The sequence below is a fragment of the Cellulomonas dongxiuzhuiae genome (assembly GCF_018623035.1).
Classification (GTDB): Bacteria; Actinomycetota; Actinomycetes; order Actinomycetales; family Cellulomonadaceae; genus Cellulomonas; species Cellulomonas dongxiuzhuiae.
Map to the genome: position 1 here is coordinate 2,554,900 of NZ_CP076023.1, position 25,409 is coordinate 2,580,308.

Sequence of the window (25,409 nt, forward strand, 5' to 3'; positions counted from 1 at the left end):
TCGGACCTGCTCATCGGTGCTTCGTTCGTCCTGCCCGTCGGTGCCGCGTGACCCGCCGGAACCCGCGCACCGCCCAGCCACGGGGGCGAGGGGGTCGCGTCGGCGGTGCCATCCGCGGCGCCTGCACCGGGACCTGCGCCGTGACCGGCTCGAGTCTCCTCGAGAGATCCGGCACGCAGCGCTCCCGGCACGCGCGCGACGCACCGACGTTCTAGGGTACGGACCCGCTCGCGCCCGGTCAAACGAGCCGGGCGGGACCGCACCTGTCGGCCGGGCGTCGCGCGTCCGGTCATCCCTCGTCGGGCGCCGGCGGCCCGTCCGTCCCGGCATCGGGCGCGGCGTCGGGCTCACCGTCGGCGTCCTCGAAGACCTCGGGCGCGACCGCGTGCAGCTCGAGCGGCGCGTCCGTCTCGACAGCGGTCGTCGGGACGGCGCCGGTCGCGGTGGCCTCGACACCCGCCGTGCTCAGCTCGGCCATGACGTCGAGCGTCCCGAGCTTCCTCGCACCGCCCGATCGTGCGCGGCGCGGGGCGCGCGGCGCCTCCACGGGGGCCTCGGCGGGTGCGACGTCGGCGGTCGTCGTGGCGTCCGGGGCGTCGGCGTGCGCCACGGGCGCCTCGTCGACGGGTGCGTCGGCGTCGGCGGGCGGCGTCGTCGTGGCGTCCGGGGCGTCGGCGTGCGCCACGGGCGCCTCGTCGACGGGTGCGTCGGCGTCGGCGGGCGGCGCGGCCTCGTGCGCGTGGGCTGCGGCGGCCGCGATCGTCGCGAGCGTCGCCTTGACCGCCTCACGCGCCTCCGGCAGCACCGGCACGGCCGGGTGCGGTGCCGAGACTGCCGACTCCGTCGCGCCGCGCTTGCGGCGCGCACGCTTGGACTCCCCCGGCTCCGGCGTCGGCTGCGCGTGCACGTCGGGACGTCCGCCCTTTCCGACGGGGTCGGTGTGGACGATGAACCCACGGCCGTGGCAGTGCTCGCACGTCTCGCTGAACGCCTCGACCAGCCCCTGGCCGACGCGCTTGCGCGTCATCTGCACGAGCCCGAGCGACGTCACCTCGGCCACCTGGTGCTTGGTGCGGTCACGCCCGAGGCACTCGACGAGCCGCCGCAGGACCAGGTCGCGGTTCGACTCCAGCACCATGTCGATGAAGTCGATGACGATGATGCCGCCGATGTCGCGCAGCCGGAGCTGGCGCACGATCTCCTCGGCCGCCTCGAGGTTGTTCCGCGTGACCGTCTCCTCCAGCGTCCCGCCCACCCCGGTGAACTTGCCGGTGTTGACGTCCACGACGGTCATCGCCTCGGTGCGGTCGATGACGAGCGAACCACCCGAGGGCAGCCAGACCTTGCGGTCCATCCCCTTGGCCAGCTGCTCGTCGACGCGGTGCACCGTGAAGACGTCCTGCGTGCCGGTCCACTTCTCGGTGCGCGCGGCCAGGTCGGGCGCCAGCTCGCCGACGTACGTCGAGATGGTCGACCAGGCGTCGTCGCCCTGCACGACGAGCGAGGAGAAGTCGTCGTTGAAGATGTCGCGCACGACGCGGATCGCCATGTCCGGCTCACCCTGCAGCAGCGCCGGTGCGTTGGCGGTCTTGCGCTTCTTCTCGATCGCCTCCCACTGGCCCTGCAGCCGGACGACGTCGGAACGCAGCTCGTCCTCGCTCGCCCCCTCGGCGGCCGTGCGCACGATGACGCCGGCCGAGTCGGGCACGAGGTCGCGCAGGATCTTCTTGAGGCGCGACCGCTCGGTGTCCGGCAGCTTGCGGCTGATGCCGGTCATCCCGCCGCCGGGCACGTACACGAGGTACCGGCCCGCGAGCGTGATCTGGCTGGTCAGTCGCGCACCCTTGTGCCCGATGGGGTCCTTGGTCACCTGGACCAGCACCGCGTCGCCGGACTTCAGCGCCTGCTCGATGCGGCGCGGCTGCCCGCCCTCGAGCCCGGCGGCGTCCCAGTTCACCTCGCCGGCGTACAGCACCGCGTTGCGGCCCTTGCCCACGTCGACGAACGCGGCCTCCATGCTCGGCAGCACGTTCTGCACGCGGCCGAGGTACACGTTGCCGACCATCGACGCCTGCGCCTGGTTGGAGACGTAGTGCTCGACGAGCACCCCGTCCTCGAGGACCGCGATCTGGGTCCGGGCGTCGAGCTCCCGCACGACCATGGTGCGCTCGACGGCCTCGCGACGTGCGAGGAACTCCGCCTCGGTGATGACCTGGCGGCGACGGCCGGCGTCACGCCCCTCGCGGCGCCGCTGGCGCTTCGCCTCGAGACGCGTCGACCCGCGCAGGGCCGTGACCTCGTCGCTGCTCGTGCGGCGACGCGGCTCCTCGGCCACCTCGCCGCGGGCCCCGCGGCGACGCCGCCGGCGGCGACGGCTCGACCCGGTCCCGTCGTCGTCGCCCGCGTCGTCGGGCGTCTCGGCCTCGGCAGGCGCCTGCGGCTCGTCCTCGGTCGCCTGCTCGTCGGCCGCCTCGTCATCGCCCGGCGCGTCGGCGCGCCCGCGGCGTCCGCGACCCCCCCGGCGACGGCGTCGGCGCGGCGACGTCCCGTCGTCGTCGCCACCGTCGTCGTCCCGCTCGTCGTCGTCGCCCTCGGCCTCGTCGACCCCGTCGGGCGTCTCGACGTCGGGCTGCTCGAGCTCGTCCTCGTCGACCACGTCGGCCGGCTGCGTGTCCTCGACCTCGACCGGTGCCTTGCGTCCGCGACCGCCGCGGCGGCGGCGCGTCCGGCCGGCGCTCTCCTCGGGGGCGTCGTCGACCGAGGTCGTGACCTCGTCGGCCGCCGCGGCGTCGTCGCTCGCGAGCTGCTCCTCGGCCTCGGCGCGCGCGGCCTCCGAGATCTCCTGCGGGGAGCCCGCCGACGACTGCGCACGCCGGCGCCGCGGCCGCGAGGCGGGCTCGGGCGCCTGGAACAGCAGAGCGGTCGTCGCGAGCCGTGCGCGGGACTCCGGCTCCTCGGTGCGCACCGGGCCCAGCTCGGCGAGCACGTCCAGCGGCGCGTCGGTGCGCGGCGCGTCGGTGGCGCCCGCGGGCTCCTCGACCGCGGCGCCGTCGTCGGCCGTCTCGTCGGGGCCCGCGTCCTGCGCGGACCGGCCCGTGCGGCCGCCCCGGCGTCCGGAACGCCGGCGCCGCGGTGCACGCTCCTCGGCGTCCTGCGCGGGGAGGTCGGCGGGCTCGGGCTCGTCGACGGGTGCCGGCTCCTCGACGGCGGCCGGCTCGTCACCCGGGGCGACCTCCGCCGTCGCCTCGTCGTCCTGCGGCTCGTCCACGACCGGCGTCTCCGGGACCTCGTCCTGGGCGGGCACGTCCGCGACCGGTGCGTCCGGCACCGCCGGGGCGGCGACGTCGTCGAGCACGACGGTGCGCGTCACGCGGCGCGAGCGCCGAGCGCGCGTCGTCGCCACCGGCGCCGCTACCGGCTCGGGCACCTCGGCGGGAGCGGGAGCCTGCGGCTCGGCCGCGACCGGGGCGGGGTCGACGGGCGACATGGCGGGTGCCACGTCGGCCTGCACCTCGGCGGCCGCCGGGGTGCCGGGTGTCGCGACGTCACGGACGACACGGCGACGCCGCTTCTTGGGGGCCGCCTCGCCAGCGTCGACGGCGTCGGTGTTCTCGGGGCTGTTCACGGGAGACAAAGCGCGTACTCCTGAGCACCGGGGGCCCCGCCCACACGACGTGCGCCCCCGGGCGGTCGGTCGTCGCTCGCGGCCGGTGGACCCGGTGCGGCGACGGAAGTCGTCGGTCCGGCTGCCGCCCGTCCGGCGCCATCGCCTGCCAGGCCGTCTCGGGGCTCCGGGCTGGAGCCCGCCGAGGGCGGGGCGGCGGCTGGCCTGCACGGTCACTGCTGCGGCGAGCTCGTCGGTCCCGACGGTGTGGGCGCCAGGACCAGTGACGAGTATCGCACAGGACCTCGGCTCCGCCGTTCGTCCGCGGGTGAGATCACGACGTGTCGTCAGCACGCGGGACCTTGGTCCCGGCGCGCGGCGACCTCCAGGCCTACCTTCGAAACGGCGGTACAGGTACGCGCGCGCCCCCTCGCGCCTCCCGACGCCACCCGTCCGGCACGCACGACCCGCCCCCTCGCACCCGCCCGGAGACTCCGTGGACGCCCTCGACCTGGCCCGCTGGCAGTTCGGCATCACGACCGTCTACCACTTCATCTTCGTCCCCCTGACGATCGGCCTGTCGCCGCTGGTCGCGATCATGCAGACCGCCTGGGTGCGCACCGGCAACGAGCGGTGGCTGCGGCTGACGAAGTTCTTCGGCAAGCTCCTGCTCATCAACTTCGCGATCGGCGTGGCGACCGGCATCGTGCAGGAGTTCCAGTTCGGCATGAACTGGTCCGAGTACTCGCGGTTCGTCGGCGACGTGTTCGGCGCGCCGCTCGCCATGGAGGCGCTCGCCGCCTTCTTCGTCGAGTCGACGTTCCTCGGCCTGTGGATCTTCGGCTGGGACAAGCTGCCGAAGAAGATCCACCTCGCCTGCATCTGGGCCGTGGCGATCGCGACGAACCTCTCGGCCTACTTCATCCTGGCCGCCAACTCCTGGATGCAGCACCCCGTGGGGACCACGTTCAACATGGAGACCGGCCGCGCGGAGATGACCGACATCGTCGCGGTCCTCACCAACTCCACCCTCCTGGCGGCGTTCCCGCACACGATCTCGGCCGCGTTCCTCACCGCCGGCACCTTCGTCGCCGGCATCGCCGCGTGGTGGATGGTGCGCCTGGTCCGCTCCGGGCAGGTCGACAAGGCGCGCGACGTCTACCGCCCGGCGGTCGTGCTCGGGCTCGTCACGATGCTCGTCTCGGGCGCCGGCGTCGCGCTGTCGGGTGACTGGCAGGCCAAGCTCATGTTCGAGCAGCAGCCCGCGAAGATGGCGGCCGCCGAGGGCCTGTGCACGTCGCAGGACGGTGCACCGTTCTCGATCCTGGCGATCGGTGACCTCACCAACGACTGCGACGGCGTGCGCCACCTCCTCGAGGTGCCCGGCCTGACGTCGTTCCTCGCGACGAACGACTTCGACGCGCCCATCCGCGGCGTGGACGAGCTCCAGGAGCAGTACTCGCAGTGGATCACGGAGTGGGACGAGGCCAACGGCGTGTCGTCCGGGGTCGACGAGGACACCCGCTTCTACCCCAACCTGGCCGTGACCTACTGGTCGTTCCGGCTCATGATCGGCCTGGGCGCCGGGTCGGCCGCCCTGTCGCTGGCTGCGCTGTGGCTGCTGCGTCGCAAGGGGTCGGTGACCGGCAAGGTCTGGTTCGGCCGGCTCGGCCTGGCGGCGATCGCGACGCCGTTCCTCGCCTCGGCGTTCGGCTGGATCTTCACCGAGATGGGCCGCCAGCCGTGGGTCGTCGCGCCCAACCCCGACGCGTCCGGCGTCGACGGCGTGTGGCTGCTGACGGCGCGTGGCGTCAGCGAGGTCGTCAGCCCCGGCATGGTCCTGTTCTCGATGATCGGGTTCACGCTGCTGTACGGCGTGCTCATGGTCGTGTGGTTCCGGCTCATGAAGCGCTACGCGGTCCAGGGCGTCGCGGACACGGAGCACGACCCCAGCCCCGAGGCCAACCCGCCGTCCGACGACGCGGACGGCACCGCCCGTCCGCTGTCCTTCGCCTACTGAGGAGACCGTCATGGACCTCCCCGTCGTCTGGTTCCTCCTCATCGCGGTCCTGTGGACCGGCTACCTCGTCCTCGAGGGCTTCGACTTCGGCGTCGGCATGCTGCTGGCGATCCTGCCGCGGGGCGACAAGGCGCGCCGGGAGAAGGAGCGGCGGCTGATGATCAACACCGTCGGCCCCGTGTGGGACGGCAACGAGGTGTGGCTGCTCACCGCGGGCGGCGCGACCTTCGCGGCGTTCCCGGAGTGGTACGCCACGCTGTTCTCCGGCTTCTACCTGCCGCTGTTCCTCATCCTGATCGCACTGATCGTGCGCGTCGTCGCCTTCGAGTGGCGCGGCAAGATCGACGACCCGGTGTGGCGCGCCTGGGCCGACCGCGCGCTGATCTTCGGCTCGTTCGTGCCCGCGCTGCTGTGGGGCGTCGCGTTCGCGAACCTCGTGCGCGGCGTCGAGCTCGACGCGAACCACCAGTACGTCGGCGGGTTCGTGGGGCTGCTGTCGCCGTTCGCGCTGCTGGGAGGGCTGGTCACCCTCAGCCTCTTCCTCACCCACGGCGCCATCTTCCTGGCGATGAAGGTGGACGGCGACATGCGTGAGCGCGCGGGCGCGTTCGCCGCGCGCAGCTCGGTGGCGACGCTCCTCCTGGCGGGCGGCTGGGCCGTGTGGGCCCAGGTCGCGTACAGCGGCAAGGGCTGGACGTGGGCGGCCGTCCTGGTGGCCGCCGCGGCGCTCGTCCTCGTCGTCGCCGCCACCCGGCTGCGCCGCGAGGGCCCGGCGTTCGCGGCCTCGGCCGTCGCGATCGTCGCCGCCGTCGTCCTCATCTTCGGCTCGATGTTCCCCGACGTCATGCCGGCGTTCGACCCCGCGAACTCGCTGACGGTCGACAACGCGTCGTCCACCGACTACACGCTCACCGTCATGACGTGGGTCGCGGCGTTCCTGACGCCGGTCGTGCTGCTCTACCAGGGCTGGACGTACTGGGTCTTCCGCAAGCGCCTGACGATCGAGCACATCCCCGAGGCGACGGGCCTCACGTTCGACCGCGTCGTCTCGCGGTCCTGACGCGGGGTCGCGAGACGCGTGAAGCCCCTCGACCCCCGGCTGCTGCGGTACGCGCGCTCGGCGCGCGGCTACCTCGCCCTGACGGTCGGCCTCGGCCTGCTCACGGGTGCCCTGGTCGTGGCGCAGGCGCTGCTCCTGGCGCACGCGCTGGGCGCGGCCGTCGCCGAGGGCGCGCCGCTCGCGCAGGTCGCCCCGCTGGTCGGCTGGCTCGTGCTCGTCGTCGTGCTGCGGGCGCTGACCGCGGGCGTCCAGGAGCGCTACGCCCACCGCGCCGCCACGCGGGCCGTCGCCGAGCTCCGCGAGCGCGTGGTGGCGCACGCCGCCGCCGTCGGCCCGCGACGGGCCGCACCCGGCGACCCCGCCGGTCTCGTGACGCTCGCGACACGCGGCCTCGACGCGCTCGAGCCGTACTTCGTGCGGTACCTGCCCCAGCTCGTGCTCGCCGCCACGCTCACGCCCGCGACCCTGTGCGTGGTGCTGGGGCTCGACTGGGTCTCCGCGGTGATCATCGCCGTCACCGTGCCGCTCGTGCCGGTGTTCATGTGGCTCGTGGGCGTCATGACGCAGGGGCGCTCGGAGCGCGGACTGGCCACCATGCAGCGCCTGGCCTCCCAGGTGCTCGACCTGCTCGCCGGCCTCACGACGCTGCGCGCCTTCGGCCGGGAGCGTGGCCCCGTCGCACGCGTCCGCGAGCTCGGCGAGGCGCACCGCCGCGCCACCATGGGCACCCTGCGGGTGGCGTTCCTCTCGGGCATGGTGCTCGAGCTCCTCACGACGCTGTCCGTGGCGCTCGTGGCGGTCGGCATCGGGCTGCGGCTCGTCCACGGCGGCATCGACCTCGTCACGGGCCTCGCCGTGCTCGTGCTCGCGCCCGAGGTGTTCTTCCCCCTGCGCCAGGTGGGTGCGCACTTCCACGCCTCCACCGACGGCGTCGCGGCCGCCGACCGCGCGTTCGCGGTGCTCGAGGTCCCGGTCCCGCAGCCGGGGACGCGGCCCGCCCCGGACCTCGCCCGCGGTGCGGTCCGCGCGCGCGGCGTGGCGGTGCGGTCGCGGGGCGGCTGGGCACCGGCACCGGTCGACGTCGACCTCGTCCCGGGGCGGGTCGTCGCGCTCGTGGGCCCGTCCGGTGCCGGCAAGTCGACGACCGTCGAGGTGCTGCTCGGGCTGCTCACGCCCGACGCCGGCCGCGTCATGCTCGTCGCGGCCGACGGCGCCGCGACCGACCTCGTCGACGTCGACCTGCACGACTACTGGCGCCAGGTGACGTGGCTCCCCCAGCGGCCGGTGCTCGAGCCGGGCACGCTCGCCGAGGTCCTGGGTGCGGCGACCCCCGACGAGCGCGACCGTGCCGCCGCCCTCACCGGTCTCGACGCGGTCGTCGCGTCGCTGCCCGACGGGTGGGGCACCGTGCTGGGCAGCGGCGGGACCGGCCTCAGCGTCGGTCAGCGGCAGCGCCTCGCGCTGACCCGTGCACTGCTGCGGCCGAGCCCCGTCGTCGTGCTGGACGAGCCGACGGCGCACCTCGACGCCGCCGGCGAGCAGGTCGTGCTCGCGACGCTGGACGCGCTGCGTGCGGCGGGCTGCGCCGTGCTGCTCGTCGCCCACCGGGCCTCGCTCGCGGGCCGCGCCGACGACGTCGTGCACGTCGTGTCGGCCGAGGCCGTGTCGGCCGAGGCCGTGACGGCCGGGGCCGGCACGCCGTCCGAGGACGCCGGGGTGCCGCGATGACGGCGTCGGTCCCTGCCCCGCTCACCGCGGCCCGCCCCGCGCGCGGCACGCTGCGACGCGCCGTGCGCCTGCTCGACGTGGACCCGCGACGTGCCGCGCTGGCGGTCCTGCTCGGGACGCTGGCGCTCGGGTCGGCGGTCGCACTCGCCGCGGTGTCCGCGTGGCTCATCGCGCGCGCCTCGCAGATGCCACCCGTGCTGGAGCTGTCGGTCGCGACCGTGGCGGTCCGCGCGTTCGGCATCGGGCGCGGGGTCATGCGGTACCTCGAGCGGCTGGTGTCGCACGACATCGCGCTGCGGGGCATGGCGCACCTGCGCGCGACGCTCTACGAGCGGCTCGCGGCCGGGTCGCCGCAGACGCTGCTCGCGGTGCGGCGCGGCGACCTGCTGGCCCGTGTGGGCGCCGACGTGGACGCCGTCGGCGACGTGGTCGTCCGCGGCCTGCTGCCCTCGGCCGTCGCCGTGACGCTCGGCACCGGCACGACCGTGGCGATGGCACTCTTCTGGCCGCCCGCGGGGCTGGCGCTCGGCGTCTGCCTGCTCGCCGCGGGAGTCGTCGCGCCGTGGCTCACGGCGCGCGGCGCGCGCACGGCCGAGGCGCGCGGCGTGCAGGCGCGGGCACGCATGAGCGCGGCGTCCCTGGGCGTGCTCGACGACGCCGGGCCGCTCGCGGTGTCCGGGCGCCTGAGCGGCGAGCTGGAGGCGCTGCGCGCCGCCGACGCGGACCTGGCGCGCGCCGCCGACGCCGGCGCCCGCCCGGCGGCGCTCGCGGCGGCCGTGGGCCAGCTCGCGGTCGGCGCGGCCGTGGTCGCGGCGCTCGTCACCGGTGTGCCGGGCGTCCGGGCGGGCCTGCTCACGCCGGTGGAGCTGGCCGTGGTCGTCCTGACGCCGCTGGCGGCGTTCGAGGCGACGTCCCTGCTGCCGGCGGCCGCCGTGCAGCTGCAGCGTTCACGTGCCGCCGCGGCGCGCGTGCTCGCCCTCCTCGACGGCCCGGGACCGGCCCCGGGGAGCGTCTCCCGGCCCGTGTCCGCCGCAGCCGACCCGCCGGCGCGCGGACGAGGCCCCGTGCTCGTCGCGACCGGCCTGGCCTGCGGCTGGCCCGGACGGCCACCCGCGCTGCGCGACGTGGACCTCACGCTCGCGCCCGGAGGGCGCCTGGCCGTCGCCGGCCCCAGCGGGGAGGGCAAGACGACCCTCCTGCTCACCCTCGCCGGCCTGCTGCCCCCTGTCGCGGGCAGCGTCACCCTCGACGGCGTCCCGCTGTCGACGGCCGGTCCCGGGCGCGTGGTCGGGGACGTCGTCATGACCGGCGAGGACGCCCACGTGTTCGGCACGTCCGTCCTGGAGAACCTGCGGGTCGCCCGCGGCGACGTGACGCCCGCCGAGGCGACCGACGCGCTGCGCCGGGTGGGGCTCGGCAGGTGGCTCGCCGGCCTGCCCGACGGCCTGGACACGCTGGTCGGCTCCGACGCGCGCACCGTGTCCGGCGGTGAGCGCCGGCGCCTCCTGCTGGCGCGCGCCCTGCTGTCCGACGCCCCGCTCCTGCTGGTCGACGAGCCGGCCGAGCACCTCGACGCCGCCACGGCCGACGCCGTGCTCCACGAGCTGTGGCACGCGCCCGCGACGCGGCGGGGCACCGCGCGCGGCGTGCTGGTCGTCAGCCACCGCCTCGGCCCGCTCGCAGCCGCGGACGAGGTCCTGTGGCTCGCGGACGGGCGCGTCGCCGCGCGCGGCACGCACGCGCACCTGGCGACCCACGTGCCGGACTACGGTGATGCGGTGCAGTCCGAGGAGCAGGAGACGTCGTGAGCGAGCACAGGGGCGAGATGCGCCAGGTCGTCGGCCGGTTGCCGGTCGCCGGGGCGCCCTTCGAGCACGGGGTCATCCTCGACGCGCCGCCGGAGCCCACGCCCCTGACCGGGGACGCGCTGACGGACCTGCTCAGCGCGATGCTCGCCGTCGCGGGACAGCTCGAGCTGCCGGCCGTGCTGGACCGGTTCGTGCAGGTCACGGCCGAGCTCACGTCCGCCCGGTTCGCGGCCATCAACGTCCTCGACGACACCGGGACGTCCACCACGTTCGTCTACACGGGTGTCCCGACGGCCGTCGCACGCGCCATGCGCCACCCCCCGCACGCGCAGGGCGTCCTCGGGCAGATCCCCGTCGACGGCGTCCTGCGCCTCGACGACCTCACGCAGCACCCGGCCTTCCAGGGCTGGCCCCCGCACCACCCGCCGATGGGGTCCTTCCTCGGCGCGTCGGTCAAGGTGGGCGAGCACGTGTTCGGCCAGCTGTACCTCTCCGAGAAGGACGGGGGCGGCGGGTTCACGCAGCGCGACGAGCACATGGTGCTCGCGCTCGCCGCGGCCGCGGGCGTCGCGGTCTCCAACGCCCAGATGTACGCGGAGGCCGAGCGGCGCGAGCACTGGCTGCGCGCCGGGCAGGACATCACGACGATGCTGCTGGAGGGCGTCGACGAGGAGTCCGCCCTCGAGCACGTCGCCCGCACGGCGCGCGAGGTCGCGGGCGCCGACACCGCGGCGCTCGCCCTGCCGGGCATGGGCGGCGAGCTCTTCATCGAGCTCGCGGACGGCTACCGGGCCGCCGAGCTGACGGGGCTGGTCATGCCGCGGGGCGGCCGGGCATGGACCGTGCTCGAGGAGGGGCGCGGCCTGCTGACGCCGTCGCTCTCGGCGTCCCGCACCGTCAAGCTTGAGGAGATGCGCGCCTTCGGGCCGGCGATGTTCGCCCCGCTGCACTCGTCGGGCCGCGGCGTGGGCGTCCTGGTGCTGCTGCGGCGCATCGGCAACACGCCGTTCGACGACAGCGACCTGGCGACCGCCGAGTCGTTCGCGGCGCAGGCGGCGCTCGCGTACGTCCTGGCCGAGGCGCGGCACGCGCAGGACGTCGCCGCGCTGCTCGACGAGCGCGAGCGCATCGCGCGGGACCTGCACGACCTGGCGATCCAGCAGCTGTTCGCCACGGGCATGCAGCTGGAGACCGTGCGGCGCCGTGCGGCCCGGGGTGTCGACCCGCAGGAGCTCATGAGCATCGTCGACGACGCTCTCGACAACGTCGACAGCTCCGTGCGGCAGATCCGCCAGATCGTCTACGCGCTGCGCGACCCCGACGCGGCGACGGGCCTGGTCGAGCGGCTGCGTAGGGAGACGTCGCTCGCGCGCACGGGTCTCGGGTTCGCCCCGTCGCTCGTGCTCTCCCTGGACGGCGAGGGGCTCACCCCCGGCGACGGCGACGCCGAGGACCGGATCGACGAGCGGCTCGAGCAGGAGCTGACCGACGACGTGGTGGCGGTGGTGCGCGAAGGTCTCGCGAACGCCGCGCGCCACGCGCACGCGTCGTCCGTGAGCGTGCGGGTCGACGTCCGCGGGTCCGGGCCCACCGGCGACGTCGAGGTGGAGGTCGAGGACGACGGGGCCGGGCTGCCGGCCCTGCGCGAGCGCAGCTCGGGCACCAGCAACCTCGCGTCGCGCGCGCGCCAGCACGGCGGCACGTTCACCCTGGGGACCTCCCCCAGCGGCACGGGCACGCTCCTGACGTGGCGGGCGCCGCTCGGCTGAGCGGCGCCACGGGCACGCGCCTGCCGGTCAGTGGCCGGGCTCGGCCCGCCAGCCGGAGTTCTTGCGGGACGCGACCCACGCCGCGACCTGCGTCCGGCGCTGCAGGCCCATCTTCGCCAGCAGCGACGTGATGTGGTTCTTCACGGTCTTCTCCGCGACGCCGAGCCGCTCGGCGATCTCCCGGTTCGACATGCCCTCGCCGATGAGGTCGAGGACGCGCAGCTCGCTGGGAGTCAACGACTCGGTGGGGTCCTCGTGACCGGCGCGGCGGCGTGCGACCGTCCGGTCGTCGAGCAGCGTGCGCCCTGCGGCGACCGCGCGGATGACGTCGGTGATCTCGGCACCACGGACGCTCTTGAGCAGGTACGCCGACGCCCCGGCGTCGAGCGCGGCGGCCAGCGCGTCGTCGTCGTCGAACGAGGTCAGGACGATCGCCCGCGCGCTGGGCAGCGTCTCGCGCACCGCCTTGAGCAGGTCGATGCCCGTGCCGTCCGGCAGCTGCAGGTCGACGAGCATGACCTGGGGACGCACCAGCGTGGCACGACGGACGCCGTCGGCGACCGAACCGGCCTCCGCGACGACGGTCATCCCGTCGGTACGTTCGACGACCTCGGCGATGCCGCGCCGGACGACCTCGTGGTCGTCGACGATCATGACGGAGATGGGTCCGGGCCGACCGCCCGAGGGGGGCGGCGGCGTCGACTGGCTCGTGGCTGACACCATGGCATCGTATCGACCCATGCCCCTGATCCTGCTGCCGACGACGGTCGACGGCGCGCCGAACGCCCCGCCGGGCGTCGAGTGCGTCCGCTACGACGTGGCGGCACCGCCCCCGCCGCAGGCCGCGCACGCCGACGCGGTCGTCGTGTGGGGCAACCCGGCCGACCGCCTGGCCGAGCTCGCCGCGGCGGCGCCGCGCGTGCGCTGGGTGCAGACGCTCGCGGCCGGGCCGGACGCCGTGCTCGCCGCGGGCTTCGCGCCCGACGTGGTCGTGACGAACGGACGCGGGCTGCACGACGCGACCGTCGCCGAGCACGTGCTGGCCCTCGTGCTCGCGTGCGTGCGGTCCGTACCGGCCATGGTGCGCGCGCAGGCGGAGCACCGGTGGGCCGACGACCTGGGCGGTCTGCAGCCGCTGCACTCCCCCGACCGCGTGCGCACGCTGATCGACGCGCACGTCACCGTGTGGGGGTTCGGGTCGATCGCGGCCCGCCTGGCACCGCTGCTGGCCGGCCTCGGCGCGCACGTGACGGGCGTCGCCACGACGGCCGGGGACCGGCACGGGTTCCCGGTGGTGAGCCCCGCGAGCCTCGCGGAGGTGCTGCCACGCACGGACGTGCTGGTGGGCCTCCTGCCGGCGCTCACCGCCACCCGGCACGCCATCGGCCGGGACGTGCTGGACCTGCTCCCCAGCCGCGCCTGGGTCGTCAACGCCGGTCGGGGCTCCACCCTCGACGAGGACGCGCTCCTCGACGCGGTGCGCACCCGGCGCGTCGCGGGCGCCGCGCTCGACGTGTTCGCGACCGAGCCGCTGCCGACCACGTCGCCGTTGTGGGACGAGCCGCACGTCCTGGTCAGCCCGCACGCCGCCGGTGGCCGCCCGGTCGGCTGGCAGGACCTCGTCGCCGAGAACCTCGAGCGCTTCGTCGCGGGCGCGCCCCTGCGGAACGTGGTCCGGCGCTGAGGCCCGGACCCGCTGCGAGTCCCGTCGGCGGGGTCAGGCGTGGCGCCGCCGCGGACGCGGCTGGCAGCGCGGGCAGGTGAAGGACGAGCGGTTGGCGAACGCCTCGCGGCGCACGGGTGTGCCGCACCGCGGACAGGGCCGACCCTCCTGCCCGTAGACGGCCAGCGACCGGTCGAAGTACCCGGACGCCCCGTTCACGTTGACGTACAGGGCGTCGAAGCTCGTCCCGCCCTGCGCGAGCGCCTCGGTCATGACCGTGGTGGCGGCGTCGAGCAGGCGCACGACGTCGGTGGCGCGCAGCGCGGCGGTGGGCCGTGCGCCGTGCAGGCGCGCGCGCCACAGGGCCTCGTCGGCGTAGATGTTGCCGACCCCGGACAGGAGGGTCTGGTCGAGCAGGGCGCGCTTGACCTCGGTGCGCCGGGCACGGACCGCCCCGACGAGCGCCGCCCGGTCCAGCGCGGGGTCGAGCAGGTCCCGTGCGATGTGCGCGACCGGGGCCGGCAGGACGGGACGCGGCGACCCGTGCCCGCCGGGCGCGCCGTCGAGTGCGGGGACCAGGTCGGGCACCGACAGGTGACCGAACGTCCGCTGGTCGACGAAGTCGAGCGCCGAGCCGTCGTCGAGCGCGAGGCGCACGCGCAGGTGCGGGTGCTCGACCCACCCCGTCGGGCCCGGTGCCGCGACGGGGTCGGCGGTCAGGGCCGTGCCCGCTGCGGGACCGCGCACGAGGAGCTGACCGCTCATCCCGAGGTGCGCCATCAGCGCGTCGTCCCCCCGGCCCGGGCCGTCGTCCAGCAGGAGCCACAGGAACTTGCCGCGGCGGACCGCGGCCTCCAGGCGCCGGCCGACGAGCCGCGCCGCGAAGTCGGCGGGACCGGCCTCGTGCCGCCGCACCGAGTAGTCGCGGCGTACCTGCACGTCGGTGACCGTGCGGCCCAGGACGTGGCGTGCGAGCCCGTCGCGGACGGTCTCGACCTCGGGGAGCTCGGGCACCCGTCAGTCCAGGTCGGTGGCGGGGACCTCGTCCCCCGTGGCCTCGCGCAGCGCGTTGAGGGCGGCCCAGGCGGCGGACGCGGCCTCCTGCTCGGCGACCTTCTTGGCCGGGCCCGTGCCGGACCCGCGCACCTCGCCACCGACGACGGCGTGCGCGGTGAACGTGCGGGCGTGGTCGGGCCCCTCGCCGGTCACCTCGTAGTACGGCGCTCCGAGGCCGAGCACGGCGGACAGCTCCTGCAACGAGGTCTTCCAGTCGAGCCCCGCCCCGAGGTCCGCAGCGGCGGTGAGGGTCGGCCGGACGAGCCGGTCGACGAGCACCCGCGCCGGCTCGAGGCCGTGCGAGAGGTACACCGCACCGAAGATCGCCTCGAGCGTGTCGGACAGGATCGAGTCCTTGTCCTTGCCGCCGGTGGCGAGCTCACCCTTGCCGAGCAGCACGTAGCTGCCGAGGTCCAGCGTCCGGGCGACCTGCGCCAGAGCGCGCTGCGACACGGTGGCGGCACGCATCTTGGCGAGGTCGCCCTCGGAGTTCGCAGGGTGCGCCCGGTAGAGGTGCTCGGTCACGACGAGCCCCAGGACGGTGTCGCCGAGGAACTCGAGACGCTCGTTGGTGGGGATGCCACCGGCCTCGTGGGCGAACGAACGGTGCGTGAGAGCCAGCACGAGAAGCTCGGGGTCCAGGTGGACCCCGAGCTTCTCGAGGAGCGACTGCGCTGCCGCGCTCACGCGACGTCGGTGTCGACGGCTGTGCCGGTCATCGGACCCGTGAGGGTCAGACGGCCTCGTGCTCGCTGCGCACGGCCTCGACGTAGCGACGGCCGTTGTACGCGCCGCACGTCGGGCACGCGATGTGCGGCCGCGTCTGCGACTTGCACTGGGGGCAGCTGGTGAGCGTCGTGGCAGTGGTCTTCCACTGCGACCGACGCGCACGGGTGTTGCTGCGCGACATCTTGCGCTTCGGAACCGCCACGGTCAGCTCTCTCTCTTCTCGTCGTCAGTGCCCTGCAGGCCGCCGAGGGCGGCCCACCGGGGGTCGATCGTCTCATGCGCATGGTCCGGGTCGTCGGCGAGCCGCGCCCCGCACTCCGAGCACAGTCCCGGGCAGTCCGTCCGGCACAGGGGCCGGAAGGGCAGCGCGGGCACGACCGCGTCACGCAGCGCGGGCTCGAGGTCGACCAGGTCGCCCTCCAGCTCGCGCAGGTCCTCGTCGTCGTCACCGTTCGCCTCCGCGACGTCGGCACGCTCGGGGTACACGTACAGCTCCTGCAGCGGGACGTCGACAGGCTCGACCACCCGCTCCAGGCACCTCACGCACTCCCCGACGGCCTCGCCGCGGATCGATCCGGTAACCAGAACCCCTTCCATGACCGCCTCGAGCCGGAGATCCAGCTCGAGGTCGCTCCCGGCAGGGATGCCGATCATGCCGCTGCCGAGCTCGTCGGGTGCCGCGACCGTCCGCTGCACCTTCCGCATCGATCCCGGGCGTCGGCCCAGCTCGTGCGTCTCGAGCACGAACGGCGAACGGGGATCGAGGTGGGATGGGCGCACGGTCCGGTCCCCTCGTTCCAGGTGGCACCGGGCGCGGGCGCGCGGTGCCTAGTTGCGGCAATGACGACTCGGCCCACACCACGACCGGCAGGACCAACCGGAAACTCTACGGCACCATCGGCCGCGGTCCCAAACCGAGGGGGCCGCGCAGCACAACGACCGGGCGAGGAACGACCGGTCTACGCGCCCTCGCCCGGCAGCAGCCGACCCGCGAGCTTCGCGCGGCCGGCCTGCACCTGCGCGAGGACCTTGCCCAGGTCGATCTCGAAGTCCGCCAGCCGACGGTCGCAGTAGTCGTCCGCGTCGCGCCGCAGGGACTCCGCCGTCTCCTGCGCCTGTGCGACGATCTCGGCGGCGCGGGACCGTGCCTCCGTGACGACGCTCTCCTGCTCCACGAGCTCGGCCGCACGGGTCCGGGCACGGGCCACGACCGCGTCGGCCTCGGTCTGCGCCGCGGCGCGCGCCGCGTCCGCGTCCGCGAGCACCTCGTCCGCCCGGTGCAGCTGCGAGGGCAGCGCCGCCCGCACCTGGTCCACGAGCTCGAGGATCTCCGCGCGGTTCACCAGGACCGACGACGACATGGGCATCGCCCGCGCCTGCGTCACCGCGTCCTCGAGCGCGTCGAGCACACCCCCGACGCCCTCCGTGCGCTCCTCGCCGTCGTCCACGTGCTCGGTCATCGTCCGTCCTCTCCCCCGACGCCCGGGTTCGGTGCCAGTGCGCGTCGCACTGCCGCCGCCACCGCGGGCGTCACCATGTCGTCGATCGGTCCGCCGTGCCGTGCCACGTCCTTCACCAGGGACGACGCGATGTGCGCACGCCCCGGGTCTCCCAGGACGAACACGGTCTCCACCCCGGACAGGTGGCGGTTCATGAGTGCCATCGCGAGCTCCGCGTCGAGGTCCGCACCGCTGCGCAGGCCCTTGACGACCGCACGCGCACCGACGTCGCGCACCAGGTCGACCAGCAGCCCGTCGGTCGCCACGACCCGCACGCCCGCCATCCCGCTCAGGGCGTCGACCGCGAGCCGCACCCGTTCGTCCGGGGGGAGCAGCGACCGCTTCGACGCGTTGTGCGCCACGGCCACCACGACCTCGTCGAACATCGACGACGCACGCCGGACGACGTCCACGTGGCCGAGCGTGATCGGGTCGAACGACCCGGGGCAGACAGCGGTGCTCACGGACGCCAACCTACGTCACGAGCCCCGGACGGACCCGGCGGCGGCTCGCTAGGGTCGCGGTGTGACGAGGATCCGTCCGGGGACGTCCGCGGACGTCCCCGCCCTGCGCACGGTGTGCGCGCTCGCCTACGACGAGAACCCGCTCATGCGCTGGGTGCTGCCGCAGGCACCGACCCGGGCCGACGCGTGCGCGGCCTGGCTGGGGCCGTCGCTCGAGCGCTACCTGGCGGCGGGACGGGTCGACGTGCTGCTCGTCGACGAGCAGGTGGTCGCGGTCGCGGCGTGGCGTCCGCCGGGCGCGGAGGCGGCGGGCGCGGTCGCCGCGACCCTGCCGTCGCCCGCCGGCGCGCTGCGCGCGCTCGTCGGTGCGGCGCGGGCCACGCACGTGCTCGCTGCCCTCGGTGGCACGGCGCAGCTCGCCCCCGCGGAGCCGGGCGCCTACCTCAACTACCTCGCCGTGCACCCGGAGCACCAGTCGCGTGGGCTCGGGAGCCGGCTGCTCCGGCACGGGCTCGACGCCCTGCGCGGCGAGCCCGGCACACCGTGGCTCGCGACGACCGACCCCCGCAACGTCCCGTTCTACGAGCGGCACGGGTTCTCGCCCGCGGGGACGCGGACGCTGGGCGACGACGGGCCCGTGCTCACGGTCCTGCACGCCCCCGGCCCCGGTTGCGCTCCCCCGCCCGCACCGTCAGCCTGACCGGATGGTCGGCACCGCACGTGAGCACGACGTCGTGGTCCTGGGTGCGACCGGGTTCGTCGGGACGCTCGTCGCCGAGCACCTCGCGCTGGCGGCACCCGCCGGGGCCCGCATCGCGCTGGCCGGCCGGTCCCGGGACAGGCTCACCCGCGTCCGCGCCCTGCTCCCGGCGCCCGCGCGGGCCTGGCCGCTCCTGGTCGCGGACACCGACGACGACGCCTCCCTGCGCGCCCTGGCCGCCGCGACCCGTGTGGTCGTCACGACCGTCGGGCCGTACCTGCGTTCGGGTCTTCCGGTCGTCGAGGCGTGCGCGCGGGCCGGGACCCACTACGCCGACCTCACCGGCGAGGTCCCCTTCGTCCGCCGCGCCGCCGACACGCACGGCGAGGTCGCCCGCGCGACGGGCGCCCGCCTGGTCCACGCGTGCGGGTACGACGCCGTCCCGTCGGACCTGGCCGTGCTCCTGCTGCACCGCCGGGTCGCGGCCGACGACGCCGGCACCCTGGGGCACGTCCGCCTCGTCGCGAGCGCGCGCGGGGGCGTGAGCGGCGGGACCGTCGCGTCCGTGCGCGGCGTCGCCGAGCTCGCGGTGCGGGACGCGTCCGTCCGCCGGCTGCTCGCCGACCCGTACGCGCTGAGCCCGGACCGTGCCGCCGAGCCGAGCACGACCCAGCCGAGCGACGCACCAGCGCCCGGGCGGACCGTCGACGGGCGCTGGGTCGCCACGTCGCCCATGGGGTCGTTCAACACCCGCGTGGTGCGGCGGTCGAACGCCCTGCAGGGCTGGGCGTACGGGCGCGACCTGCGGTACGAGGAGGTCGCCGCGACGGGCCGCGGCCTGCGGGGCGCCGCGGCCGCCGTGGGGCTGAGCGTCGGCCTGCCGCTCGCGCTCGCCGCGCTCATGGTGCCCCCGACGCGTGCGCTCCTCGACCGCGCGCTGCCCGCCGCCGGCACCGGCCCGGACGCCGCGACGCGCCGCGCCGGCTGGTTCCGGATGGGCGTCCACGCCGTCACGACGACGGGTCGGCACTACCGCGCGCTCGCGGCCGGTCACGGCGACCCCGGCTACGCCGCGACGGCCGTCATGCTCGGCGAGGCGGCGCTCGCCCTGGCGCTGGACGGCGACCGCCTCCCCGACCGCGCCGGCTCCCTCACCCCCGCGACCGGCATCGGCGACGTGCTCGTCGAGCGGCTCCGGGCGGCGGGGCACACCTACGAGGCGGCCGAACGCTGACCGAGCCGCACCGCGCGGTCTCGCTCAGCCCCGGCCCAGCGCGGCGACGGCAGCCGACGCCGCCTCGGCGACCAGGGCGTCGTCGTGCTCGGCGTCCCGGTCCGCGCGGTCCGACATGACCGCGACGACGATCGGTGCGCCGCCCGTCGGCCAGACGACCGCCACGTCGTTGCGGGTGCCGTACCCGGCGGCACCGGACTTGTCGCCGACGACCCAGTCGGCGGGCAGCCGCGCGCGCACGAGCGTGTCCCCCGTCCGCGTGCCGGTCAGCCACGCCGTGAGCACGGCACGTTCCTCGTCGCCGAGCGTGTCCCCGAGGACGTAGGCACGCAGGTCCTCGGCCAGCGTGCGGGGCGTCGTCGTGTCGCGCTCGTCGCCACGTGCGGCCTCGTTGAGGTCGGGCTCCGTGCGCGAGACGACCGTGACGTCGTCGCCCAGGGCCGCGAGCGCGGCGTCGAGGGCGGCCGGGCCCCCGAGGGCCTCCAGGAGCAGGTTCCCGGCCGTGTTGTCGCTGCGCGTGACGGCCGCCTCGGCGACCTCGGCGAGCGTCATCGTCCCGCCCACCCGCGTCTCGGTGACCGGTGAGAACACCACGAGGTCGTCCGCCTCCACCGGCACCTGCCGGCCGAGGCCGTCGACGCCCACGAGGTCCAGCAGCGCGCCCGCCGCGAGCGCCTTGATCGTCGATGCGTACGCGAAGCGCTCGTCGTCGCGCCACACGACCGCGGCTCCGGTGCCGGTGTCGACCGCGTGGACGCCCACGCGGGCGTCGTAGCGCGCCTCGAGCTCGCCGAGCGGCAGCGGGACCGGGGTCGGCGCGGGTGCGGGCGCGGGTGCCGGCGCGGAGGCCGCCGGCGTGCTGCCGGGGCTGCCCGCCGTGGTGGGGGCGACCTCGGGGGTGACGGCGCAGCCGGTGACGAGGAGGGCGAGGAGCGGGCCCACGGCGAGGGCGCGGCTCTGGCTCGGAGTTCGTGGCACGACGACCATCCTGCGACACCCGACGCGCTCCGACCGGGTACGGCGCTCGTTCGGGGCCGGGCGCGCCGACGACCGGCCGGCTCTGCGGCCCCGACCGGGGCCGGTTAGCCTCGTCGGGTGACCGTGCTCGACCGCCACCACGTCCGGGTCTCGGGGTCTCCCGGTGCGCAGCCGATCGTGTTCGTCCACGGGTTCGGGTGCGACCAGAACATGTGGCGTCACGTCGCCCCGACGTTCCAGGACGCGTTCACGGTCGTGACCTTCGACCACGTCGGCGCCGGCGCGTCCGACCTGTCGGCGTACGACCCCGTGCGGCACGGCTCGCTGCAGGGCTACGCCGACGACGTCCTGGAGATCCTGCGCGAGCTCGACCTGCGTGACGTCGTCCTCGTCGGGCACTCGGTGTCGGCCACGATCGGCGTCCTGGCGGCGGTCGCCGAGCCCGAGCGCTTCGACAAGCTCGTGCTCGTGGGCCCCTCCCCCCGGTACACCGACGACGACGGCTACACCGGCGGCTTCACCGAGGCCGACATCACCGAGCTGCTCGACTCCCTCGACAGCAACTACCTCGGCTGGTCCAGTGCGATGGCGCCGGTGATCATGGGCAACCCCGACCGCCCCGAGCTGGGTGCCGAGCTGACCGCGAGCTTCTGCCGCACGGACCCCGACATCGCGCGCCGGTTCGCCCGCGTCACGTTCCTGTCGGACAACCGCGCCGACCTGCCGCGCGTCACCGTCCCGACGCTCGTGCTGCAGTGCACGGACGACGTCATCGCCCCCGTGGCGGTCGGGCAGTACGTGAGCGACGCCATCCCCGGCGCCCGGCTCGCCCTGCTCGACGCGACCGGCCACTGCCCCCAGCTGAGCGCACCCGCGGCGACGACCGCCGCGATCGCCGAGTTCGTGCGCTGACGGCACCGTGACGAGCCCCCCGCGCGACGCCTCCGACGCCGCGTTCCGCGAGGCTCTCCGCCAGGACGACCCGGCCCTCCTGTACGACCGCGCTCCGTGCGGGTACCTGTCGACGACGCCCGACGGCCGCGTCGTGCGCGTGAACGAGACGTTCCTCACGTGGACCGGGTACCGCCACGAGGAGCTCGTGGGGCGCCGCCGGTTCGTCGACCTGCTGCCCGTCGGCGGGCGGATCTACCACGAGACGCACTACGCGCCGACGCTGCGCATGCAGGGCATGGCGCGCGAGATCGCGCTCGAGATCGTCTGCGCCGACGGGCGGCGGCTGCCCGTGCTCGTGAACGCCGTGCTCGACCGCGACGCCGACGGCACGCCCCTCGTCATCCGGACGGCCGTGTTCGACGCCACCGAGCGGCGGCGCTACGAGCAGGAGCTGCTGGCCGCCAAGCGCCGCGCGGAGGAGTCGGAGGTACGGGCGCTGCAGCTCGCGCAGACCCTCCAGCAGACGCTCATCCCGCCGACCCCGCCGCACGTCCCCGGGCTCGACGTCGCGGCCGCGTACCGGCCCGCGGGTGACGGCCGGCACGTCGGCGGCGACTTCTACGACGTCTTCCAGGTGTCGACGGACGACTGGGTCGTGGTGCTCGGCGACGTGCAGGGCAAGGGCGTACAGGCGGCGGCCGTGACCGCGCTCGTCCGGTACACCGTGCGCGCGGCGTCCGTCGGCCACGACGCGCCCAGGGACGTCCTGCGCACCCTCGACGAGGTGCTGCGCGGCGCCGACACCGAGCGGTTCTGCACCGCGGTGGTCGCGCGGCTGCGCCGCGTCGACGGCGCGTGGCACGCGACCGTCGCCTGCGGCGGCCACCCGCTGCCGCTGCTGCGGCGGCGCGGAGCTCGTCCGACGAGCGTCGGCCGGCACGGGCCCCTGCTGGGCGTCTTCCCGCACCCGGCCTTCACCGACACGGACGTCCCGCTGCGCCCGGGCGACGCGCTCGTGCTGTACACCGACGGTGTCACCGAGGCACGGCGACGACGCGGCGAGCTCTACGGAGACGACCGCCTCGCGGCGGTCGTCGACGAGCACCGGGGCCCGGCGGCGGACGTGACCGACGCGATCCTGGCCGATGTCATGGCGTACCAGTCGGGCGACGCGCGCGACGACATCGCGGTCGTGACCGTCGCCGTGGAACCACCCGGCACGTGATCCGGCACGACGGGACCGCGGCGACCTGCCGTCAGGCGGGGTGCTCCGCGAACCACACCTGCGTCTCGCCGTAGCGGCGGTCGGCCAGCGCGACGAGCGGCGCGGGCCACTGCGGAGCCGTCGCACGCGACGAGCGCTCGACCACGACCACCGCACCCGGCGCCGTGCACCGGGCGACGCCCGCGACGGCGGCCGCGAGCGCGTCGTCGGCGAGGTCGTAGGGCGGGTCGAGCAGCACGAGGTCGAACGTCGCGGCGGCGGGACCGTCCGCCGGGGCGACGCGCGCCAGGTACCTGTCGACGCGGTCGGCGACGACGTCGACGCGGTCGGCCAGGCCGAGCGAACGGGCGTTGCGGCGGCACACGTCGACGGCTCCGCGTGCGGCGTCCACGAGGACGACGTGCGCCGCGCCCCGGCTCACGGCCTCCAGACCGAGCGCACCCGACCCGGCGTACAGGTCCAGCACCCGTGCACCGTCGACCGCGTCGAGGTGCTCGAGCCGGGAGAACAGCGCCTCGCGCACCCGCTCGCTCGTGGGCCGCGTACCCGCCGGGGGCACCGCCAGGGTGCGCCCGCCCGCGCTGCCGGCGACGATCCGCGTCACGCGGCGGCCCCCTTGCGCTGCTCCTGGTCGTCGAGCATGCGCTCCATCCACCCCTTCTCGGCGGTGGACGACGCGATCATCACGGCGATCACGGACAGCCAGACCTGCGCCGTCACCATGAGCGTCGTCACCGTGCCGAGCCCGATGGCGATCCACAGGGGCAGCAGGCAGAACGCCACCAGGTCCGGCCCCCGGGCGATCACCGACAGCACACCGGTCGGCAGCGCACCGGCCGGGGTCGCGACGAGCGGCTTGTCCCAGCGCGGGGCCGGCCGGTAGGCGGCGCGCACGGCCGCGGCAGCCCACACCGGCGCCGCGACGACGCCGAGCATGAGCCAGTCCTGCGTCGCCCCCGCCCAGCGGCCGACCACCGCGAACGCCACCAGCGACCAGAGGAGCGCCACGACGCCCGGCACCACCATCCGCAGCCGACGCACCGTGCGGTGCCCCAGGGGCAGCAGGCGGTCGAGAACCGGCGCCATCTCGGCCCAGCGCGCCCCCTCCGCGCTCGCGCTCGCCGCCATCCACCCGCCCGCGAGCACGGCGACCAGGACGCCGACCGTGCTCGCGAGCTGCGGCACGGCCGTGGCGAGCACCGGCAACCCGGCGGCGACGACGATCTGCACGACGTGCCGCAGCGAGCGGCGCAGGACGACCAGGTCCGCCGTCACCAGGGCCGTCGCCGGGCCGCGCGCGGTCCGCAACCGCGAGACGCGGCGCCGCACCGAGGGCGCGACGCCCCCCGTCAGCGCCCGACCGAGCTCGCGCGAGTCCAGCGAGACCACCGCCCCGACGGCCTGGGTGGCGACCGAGCCGCCCTCGCGCAGGGTCCTGCCGGGCAGCACGCCCAACCGGCGGTCGACCGCGGTCGCGAGCAGGGCCGCGGTCGCCGCGGCACCCACGACGACGAGCCACGAGGGGGACGGCAGCGCCGCAGGGGTCCGCCCGGTGAGCACCACGAGGGCGGCCAGGACGGGCGCGGCCACGAGCACGAGGTCGCCCGCGAGCGCGATGCGGCGGCGCGGCACGCCACGGGTCTGCGCGAGCGCCGCGGCGAGCACGACGACGCCCGCGAGGCACGCGCCCAGGAGCCCGGCGCGCAGCAGGTCGCCACCGCCGCGGGCCAGCAGGCCCGCCTCGAGCACCACCACGACGGACGCGCCCGCGAGTGCTGCGACCAGCGGCACCCGTCGGGCCGACGGCCGCAGCAGGCCGCGGCGGTCGACGGGCAGCGGGAGCCACCAGGCGGCCTGGGCGCCCTCGGCCCCCACCGGGCCGAGCCGCCCCGCGGTGGACAGGAGCGCGCCGGCCGCGGCGAGCAGCACCAGCGCGACGAGCGCGGGCAGGCTGAGCCCGCCCGACGCGTGCGCGGGCGGTGCCGGCGGCAGCGCGCTCCCGAGCTGCTGGACCACGCCGAGCACGATCAGCACGGAGATCACGACGCTGGTGACCGCCGTGTAGACGTCGGTCAGCAACGACCCGACGCTCGCACCGGCCTTCGCGCGCGCGGCCTGTGCCGTGAACCGGCGGATCGAGCGGGCCGACGGCACCTCCCCCAGGTCGAAGTCCCCGACGCGCGGGTCGTCCGGCAGCTCGTCACCGGCCGAGTCGCGCTCCGCTCCTGCCGGGCCCGCCGGACTCACGGCGGGGCCCGTCACAGCGCGACCCGCGCGATCCGGTCCGCGGCCTCCGCGGGCGACAGGACGCGCGACCGGTCGTCGGCGACGTGCACCGCGCGCGTGCAGACCGCGGCGACAAGGTCGGGGTCGTGCGTCGCGAGGAGCACCGCGCCGCCGGCCTCGCGCTCGGCGCGCAGACGGTCGGCGAGGCGCGCACGCATCCGCTGGTCGAGCCGTTGCTCGGGCTCGTCCAGGACGAGCAGCGACCGCGGCCGGGCGAACCCGGCGGCCAGCAGCAGCCGGCGCCGCTGACCCGAGGACAGCGACACGGGCGTGGCCCGGGCGTGGTCGGCGAGACCGAACTCCTCGAGCAGCACCTCGACCTCGTCCTGCGCGCCGAGGACACCGTGACCGCGGGCGGTCAGGTACAGGTGCTCGGACACCGTCAGCGCCGGGAAGTAGGCGTCGTCGTCGAGCACGCTGGAGACCTCACGCCGGAACCAGGTCTCGCGCTCGTCGACCGGGCGACCGAGGACCTCGACGCTGCCGACGAGCGGCTCCAGCAGGCCGAGGACCGTCTTGAGCACCGTCGACTTCCCGGACCCGTTCGCGCCGACGAGGGCGATCGCCTGCCCCTCACCGAGGGTGAAGGACACCGGGGCGCACACGGGTGCCGCGCCGTAGCCGACCTGCAGATCTCGAACGCGCACCACCGGAGCCATGCCGTCAGGGTAGTCAGCGCAGCACGGCTCCCC

At 75.7% G+C, this 25,409-nt stretch carries 22 protein-coding genes; 10 read left to right on the top strand and 12 right to left on the bottom strand.

Annotated features, from left to right (window positions below; translation table 11 throughout):
- Positions 1 to 289 precede the first annotated feature (289 nt).
- Positions 290 to 3,634: an Rne/Rng family ribonuclease gene (locus tag KKR89_RS11445; RefSeq protein ID WP_243882235.1), complete on the bottom strand. Its 3,345-nt coding sequence runs from the start codon at positions 3,632 to 3,634 to the stop codon at positions 290 to 292.
- A 466-nt stretch (positions 3,635 to 4,100) separates the two neighbouring features.
- Here KKR89_RS11445 and KKR89_RS11450 point away from each other — a divergent pair, with 466 nt between their 5' ends.
- The 5 genes from KKR89_RS11450 to KKR89_RS11470 are packed head-to-tail and all read left to right on the top strand — an operon-like array spanning position 4,101 to position 11,989.
- Positions 4,101 to 5,624, top strand: a complete 1,524-nt coding sequence (locus KKR89_RS11450; RefSeq protein ID WP_208195452.1) for a cytochrome ubiquinol oxidase subunit I — start codon at positions 4,101 to 4,103, stop codon at positions 5,622 to 5,624.
- Between the two features lie 10 nt (positions 5,625 to 5,634).
- The gene (gene cydB, locus KKR89_RS11455) at positions 5,635 to 6,684 is read left to right on the top strand and encodes a cytochrome d ubiquinol oxidase subunit II (RefSeq protein ID WP_208195453.1); all 1,050 of its coding nucleotides are present in this window, start codon (positions 5,635 to 5,637) and stop codon (positions 6,682 to 6,684) included.
- Between the two features lie 18 nt (positions 6,685 to 6,702).
- Positions 6,703 to 8,412 (top strand): thiol reductant ABC exporter subunit CydD, encoded by a 1,710-nt coding sequence (gene cydD, locus KKR89_RS11460; RefSeq protein WP_208195454.1) that lies wholly within the window; start codon positions 6,703 to 6,705, stop codon positions 8,410 to 8,412.
- A complete protein-coding gene (gene cydC / locus KKR89_RS11465) occupies positions 8,409 to 10,220 on the top strand; it encodes a thiol reductant ABC exporter subunit CydC (protein ID WP_208195455.1) in 1,812 nt (603 codons plus the stop codon). Before cydD ends, cydC begins: the two co-directional genes overlap by 4 nt.
- A 17-nt stretch (positions 10,221 to 10,237) precedes the next feature.
- The gene (locus KKR89_RS11470) at positions 10,238 to 11,989 is read left to right on the top strand and encodes a sensor histidine kinase (RefSeq protein ID WP_243882466.1); all 1,752 of its coding nucleotides are present in this window, start codon (positions 10,238 to 10,240) and stop codon (positions 11,987 to 11,989) included.
- Between the two features lie 27 nt (positions 11,990 to 12,016).
- Here KKR89_RS11470 and KKR89_RS11475 read toward each other — a convergent pair whose 3' ends face one another.
- The gene (locus tag KKR89_RS11475; RefSeq protein ID WP_208195457.1) at positions 12,017 to 12,643 is read right to left on the bottom strand and encodes a response regulator; all 627 of its coding nucleotides are present in this window, start codon (positions 12,641 to 12,643) and stop codon (positions 12,017 to 12,019) included.
- 85 nt (positions 12,644 to 12,728) lie between these two features.
- On the opposite strand from KKR89_RS11475, the gene KKR89_RS11480 reads away from it, so the two are divergent.
- Positions 12,729 to 13,673, top strand: a complete 945-nt coding sequence (locus KKR89_RS11480; protein WP_243882236.1) for an NAD(P)-dependent oxidoreductase — start codon at positions 12,729 to 12,731, stop codon at positions 13,671 to 13,673.
- 33 nt (positions 13,674 to 13,706) lie between these two features.
- Here KKR89_RS11480 and mutM read toward each other — a convergent pair whose 3' ends face one another.
- The 6 genes from mutM to coaD form a co-directional block, all read right to left on the bottom strand.
- Positions 13,707 to 14,666, bottom strand: a complete 960-nt coding sequence (gene mutM / locus KKR89_RS11485) for a bifunctional DNA-formamidopyrimidine glycosylase/DNA-(apurinic or apyrimidinic site) lyase (RefSeq protein ID WP_208195458.1) — start codon at positions 14,664 to 14,666, stop codon at positions 13,707 to 13,709.
- 3 nt (positions 14,667 to 14,669) lie between these two features.
- Positions 14,670 to 15,395 (bottom strand): ribonuclease III, encoded by a 726-nt coding sequence (gene rnc / locus KKR89_RS11490; RefSeq protein ID WP_208195459.1) that lies wholly within the window; start codon positions 15,393 to 15,395, stop codon positions 14,670 to 14,672.
- Between the two features lie 46 nt (positions 15,396 to 15,441).
- Positions 15,442 to 15,639, bottom strand: a complete 198-nt coding sequence (gene rpmF / locus KKR89_RS11495) for a 50S ribosomal protein L32 (protein ID WP_191781891.1) — start codon at positions 15,637 to 15,639, stop codon at positions 15,442 to 15,444.
- Between the two features lie 2 nt (positions 15,640 to 15,641).
- On the bottom strand, positions 15,642 to 16,217 hold the full coding sequence (locus tag KKR89_RS11500; RefSeq protein WP_251140862.1) for a YceD family protein: 576 nt from the start codon (positions 16,215 to 16,217) through the stop codon (positions 15,642 to 15,644).
- A 179-nt stretch (positions 16,218 to 16,396) separates the two neighbouring features.
- Positions 16,397 to 16,897: a hypothetical protein gene (locus KKR89_RS11505; RefSeq protein ID WP_208195460.1), complete on the bottom strand. Its 501-nt coding sequence runs from the start codon at positions 16,895 to 16,897 to the stop codon at positions 16,397 to 16,399.
- Positions 16,894 to 17,400, bottom strand: a complete 507-nt coding sequence (gene coaD / locus KKR89_RS11510; protein ID WP_208195461.1) for a pantetheine-phosphate adenylyltransferase — start codon at positions 17,398 to 17,400, stop codon at positions 16,894 to 16,896. Before coaD ends, KKR89_RS11505 begins: the two co-directional genes overlap by 4 nt.
- A 61-nt stretch (positions 17,401 to 17,461) precedes the next feature.
- On the opposite strand from coaD, the gene KKR89_RS11515 reads away from it, so the two are divergent.
- Together KKR89_RS11515 and KKR89_RS11520 are read left to right on the top strand one after the other, a co-directional pair.
- On the top strand, positions 17,462 to 18,100 hold the full coding sequence (locus KKR89_RS11515; protein ID WP_251140863.1) for a GNAT family N-acetyltransferase: 639 nt from the start codon (positions 17,462 to 17,464) through the stop codon (positions 18,098 to 18,100).
- 4 nt (positions 18,101 to 18,104) lie between these two features.
- Entirely contained in the window at positions 18,105 to 19,334 is a 1,230-nt protein-coding gene (locus KKR89_RS11520) for a saccharopine dehydrogenase family protein (protein WP_208195462.1), read from the top strand.
- A gap of 24 nt (positions 19,335 to 19,358) precedes the next feature.
- On the opposite strand, the gene bla is transcribed toward KKR89_RS11520, so the two are convergent.
- On the bottom strand, positions 19,359 to 20,321 hold the full coding sequence (bla, locus tag KKR89_RS11525; RefSeq protein WP_208195463.1) for a class A beta-lactamase: 963 nt from the start codon (positions 20,319 to 20,321) through the stop codon (positions 19,359 to 19,361).
- A gap of 108 nt (positions 20,322 to 20,429) precedes the next feature.
- On the opposite strand from bla, the gene KKR89_RS11530 reads away from it, so the two are divergent.
- A complete protein-coding gene (locus tag KKR89_RS11530; protein WP_251140865.1) occupies positions 20,430 to 21,224 on the top strand; it encodes an alpha/beta fold hydrolase in 795 nt (264 codons plus the stop codon).
- Positions 21,225 to 21,231: 7 nt separating this feature from the next.
- On the top strand, positions 21,232 to 22,431 hold the full coding sequence (locus tag KKR89_RS11535; protein WP_208195464.1) for a PP2C family protein-serine/threonine phosphatase: 1,200 nt from the start codon (positions 21,232 to 21,234) through the stop codon (positions 22,429 to 22,431).
- A 31-nt stretch (positions 22,432 to 22,462) separates the two neighbouring features.
- Here KKR89_RS11535 and rsmD read toward each other — a convergent pair whose 3' ends face one another.
- The 3 genes from rsmD to KKR89_RS11550 are packed head-to-tail and all read right to left on the bottom strand — an operon-like array spanning position 22,463 to position 25,376.
- Entirely contained in the window at positions 22,463 to 23,035 is a 573-nt protein-coding gene (gene rsmD, locus KKR89_RS11540) for a 16S rRNA (guanine(966)-N(2))-methyltransferase RsmD (RefSeq protein WP_208195465.1), read from the bottom strand.
- Positions 23,032 to 24,693: a DUF6297 family protein gene (locus KKR89_RS11545; RefSeq protein ID WP_251140866.1), complete on the bottom strand. Its 1,662-nt coding sequence runs from the start codon at positions 24,691 to 24,693 to the stop codon at positions 23,032 to 23,034. The genes rsmD and KKR89_RS11545 overlap by 4 nt, the downstream gene beginning before the upstream one ends.
- On the bottom strand, positions 24,690 to 25,376 hold the full coding sequence (locus KKR89_RS11550; protein WP_208195466.1) for an ABC transporter ATP-binding protein: 687 nt from the start codon (positions 25,374 to 25,376) through the stop codon (positions 24,690 to 24,692). Before KKR89_RS11550 ends, KKR89_RS11545 begins: the two co-directional genes overlap by 4 nt.
- Positions 25,377 to 25,409 lie beyond the last annotated feature (33 nt).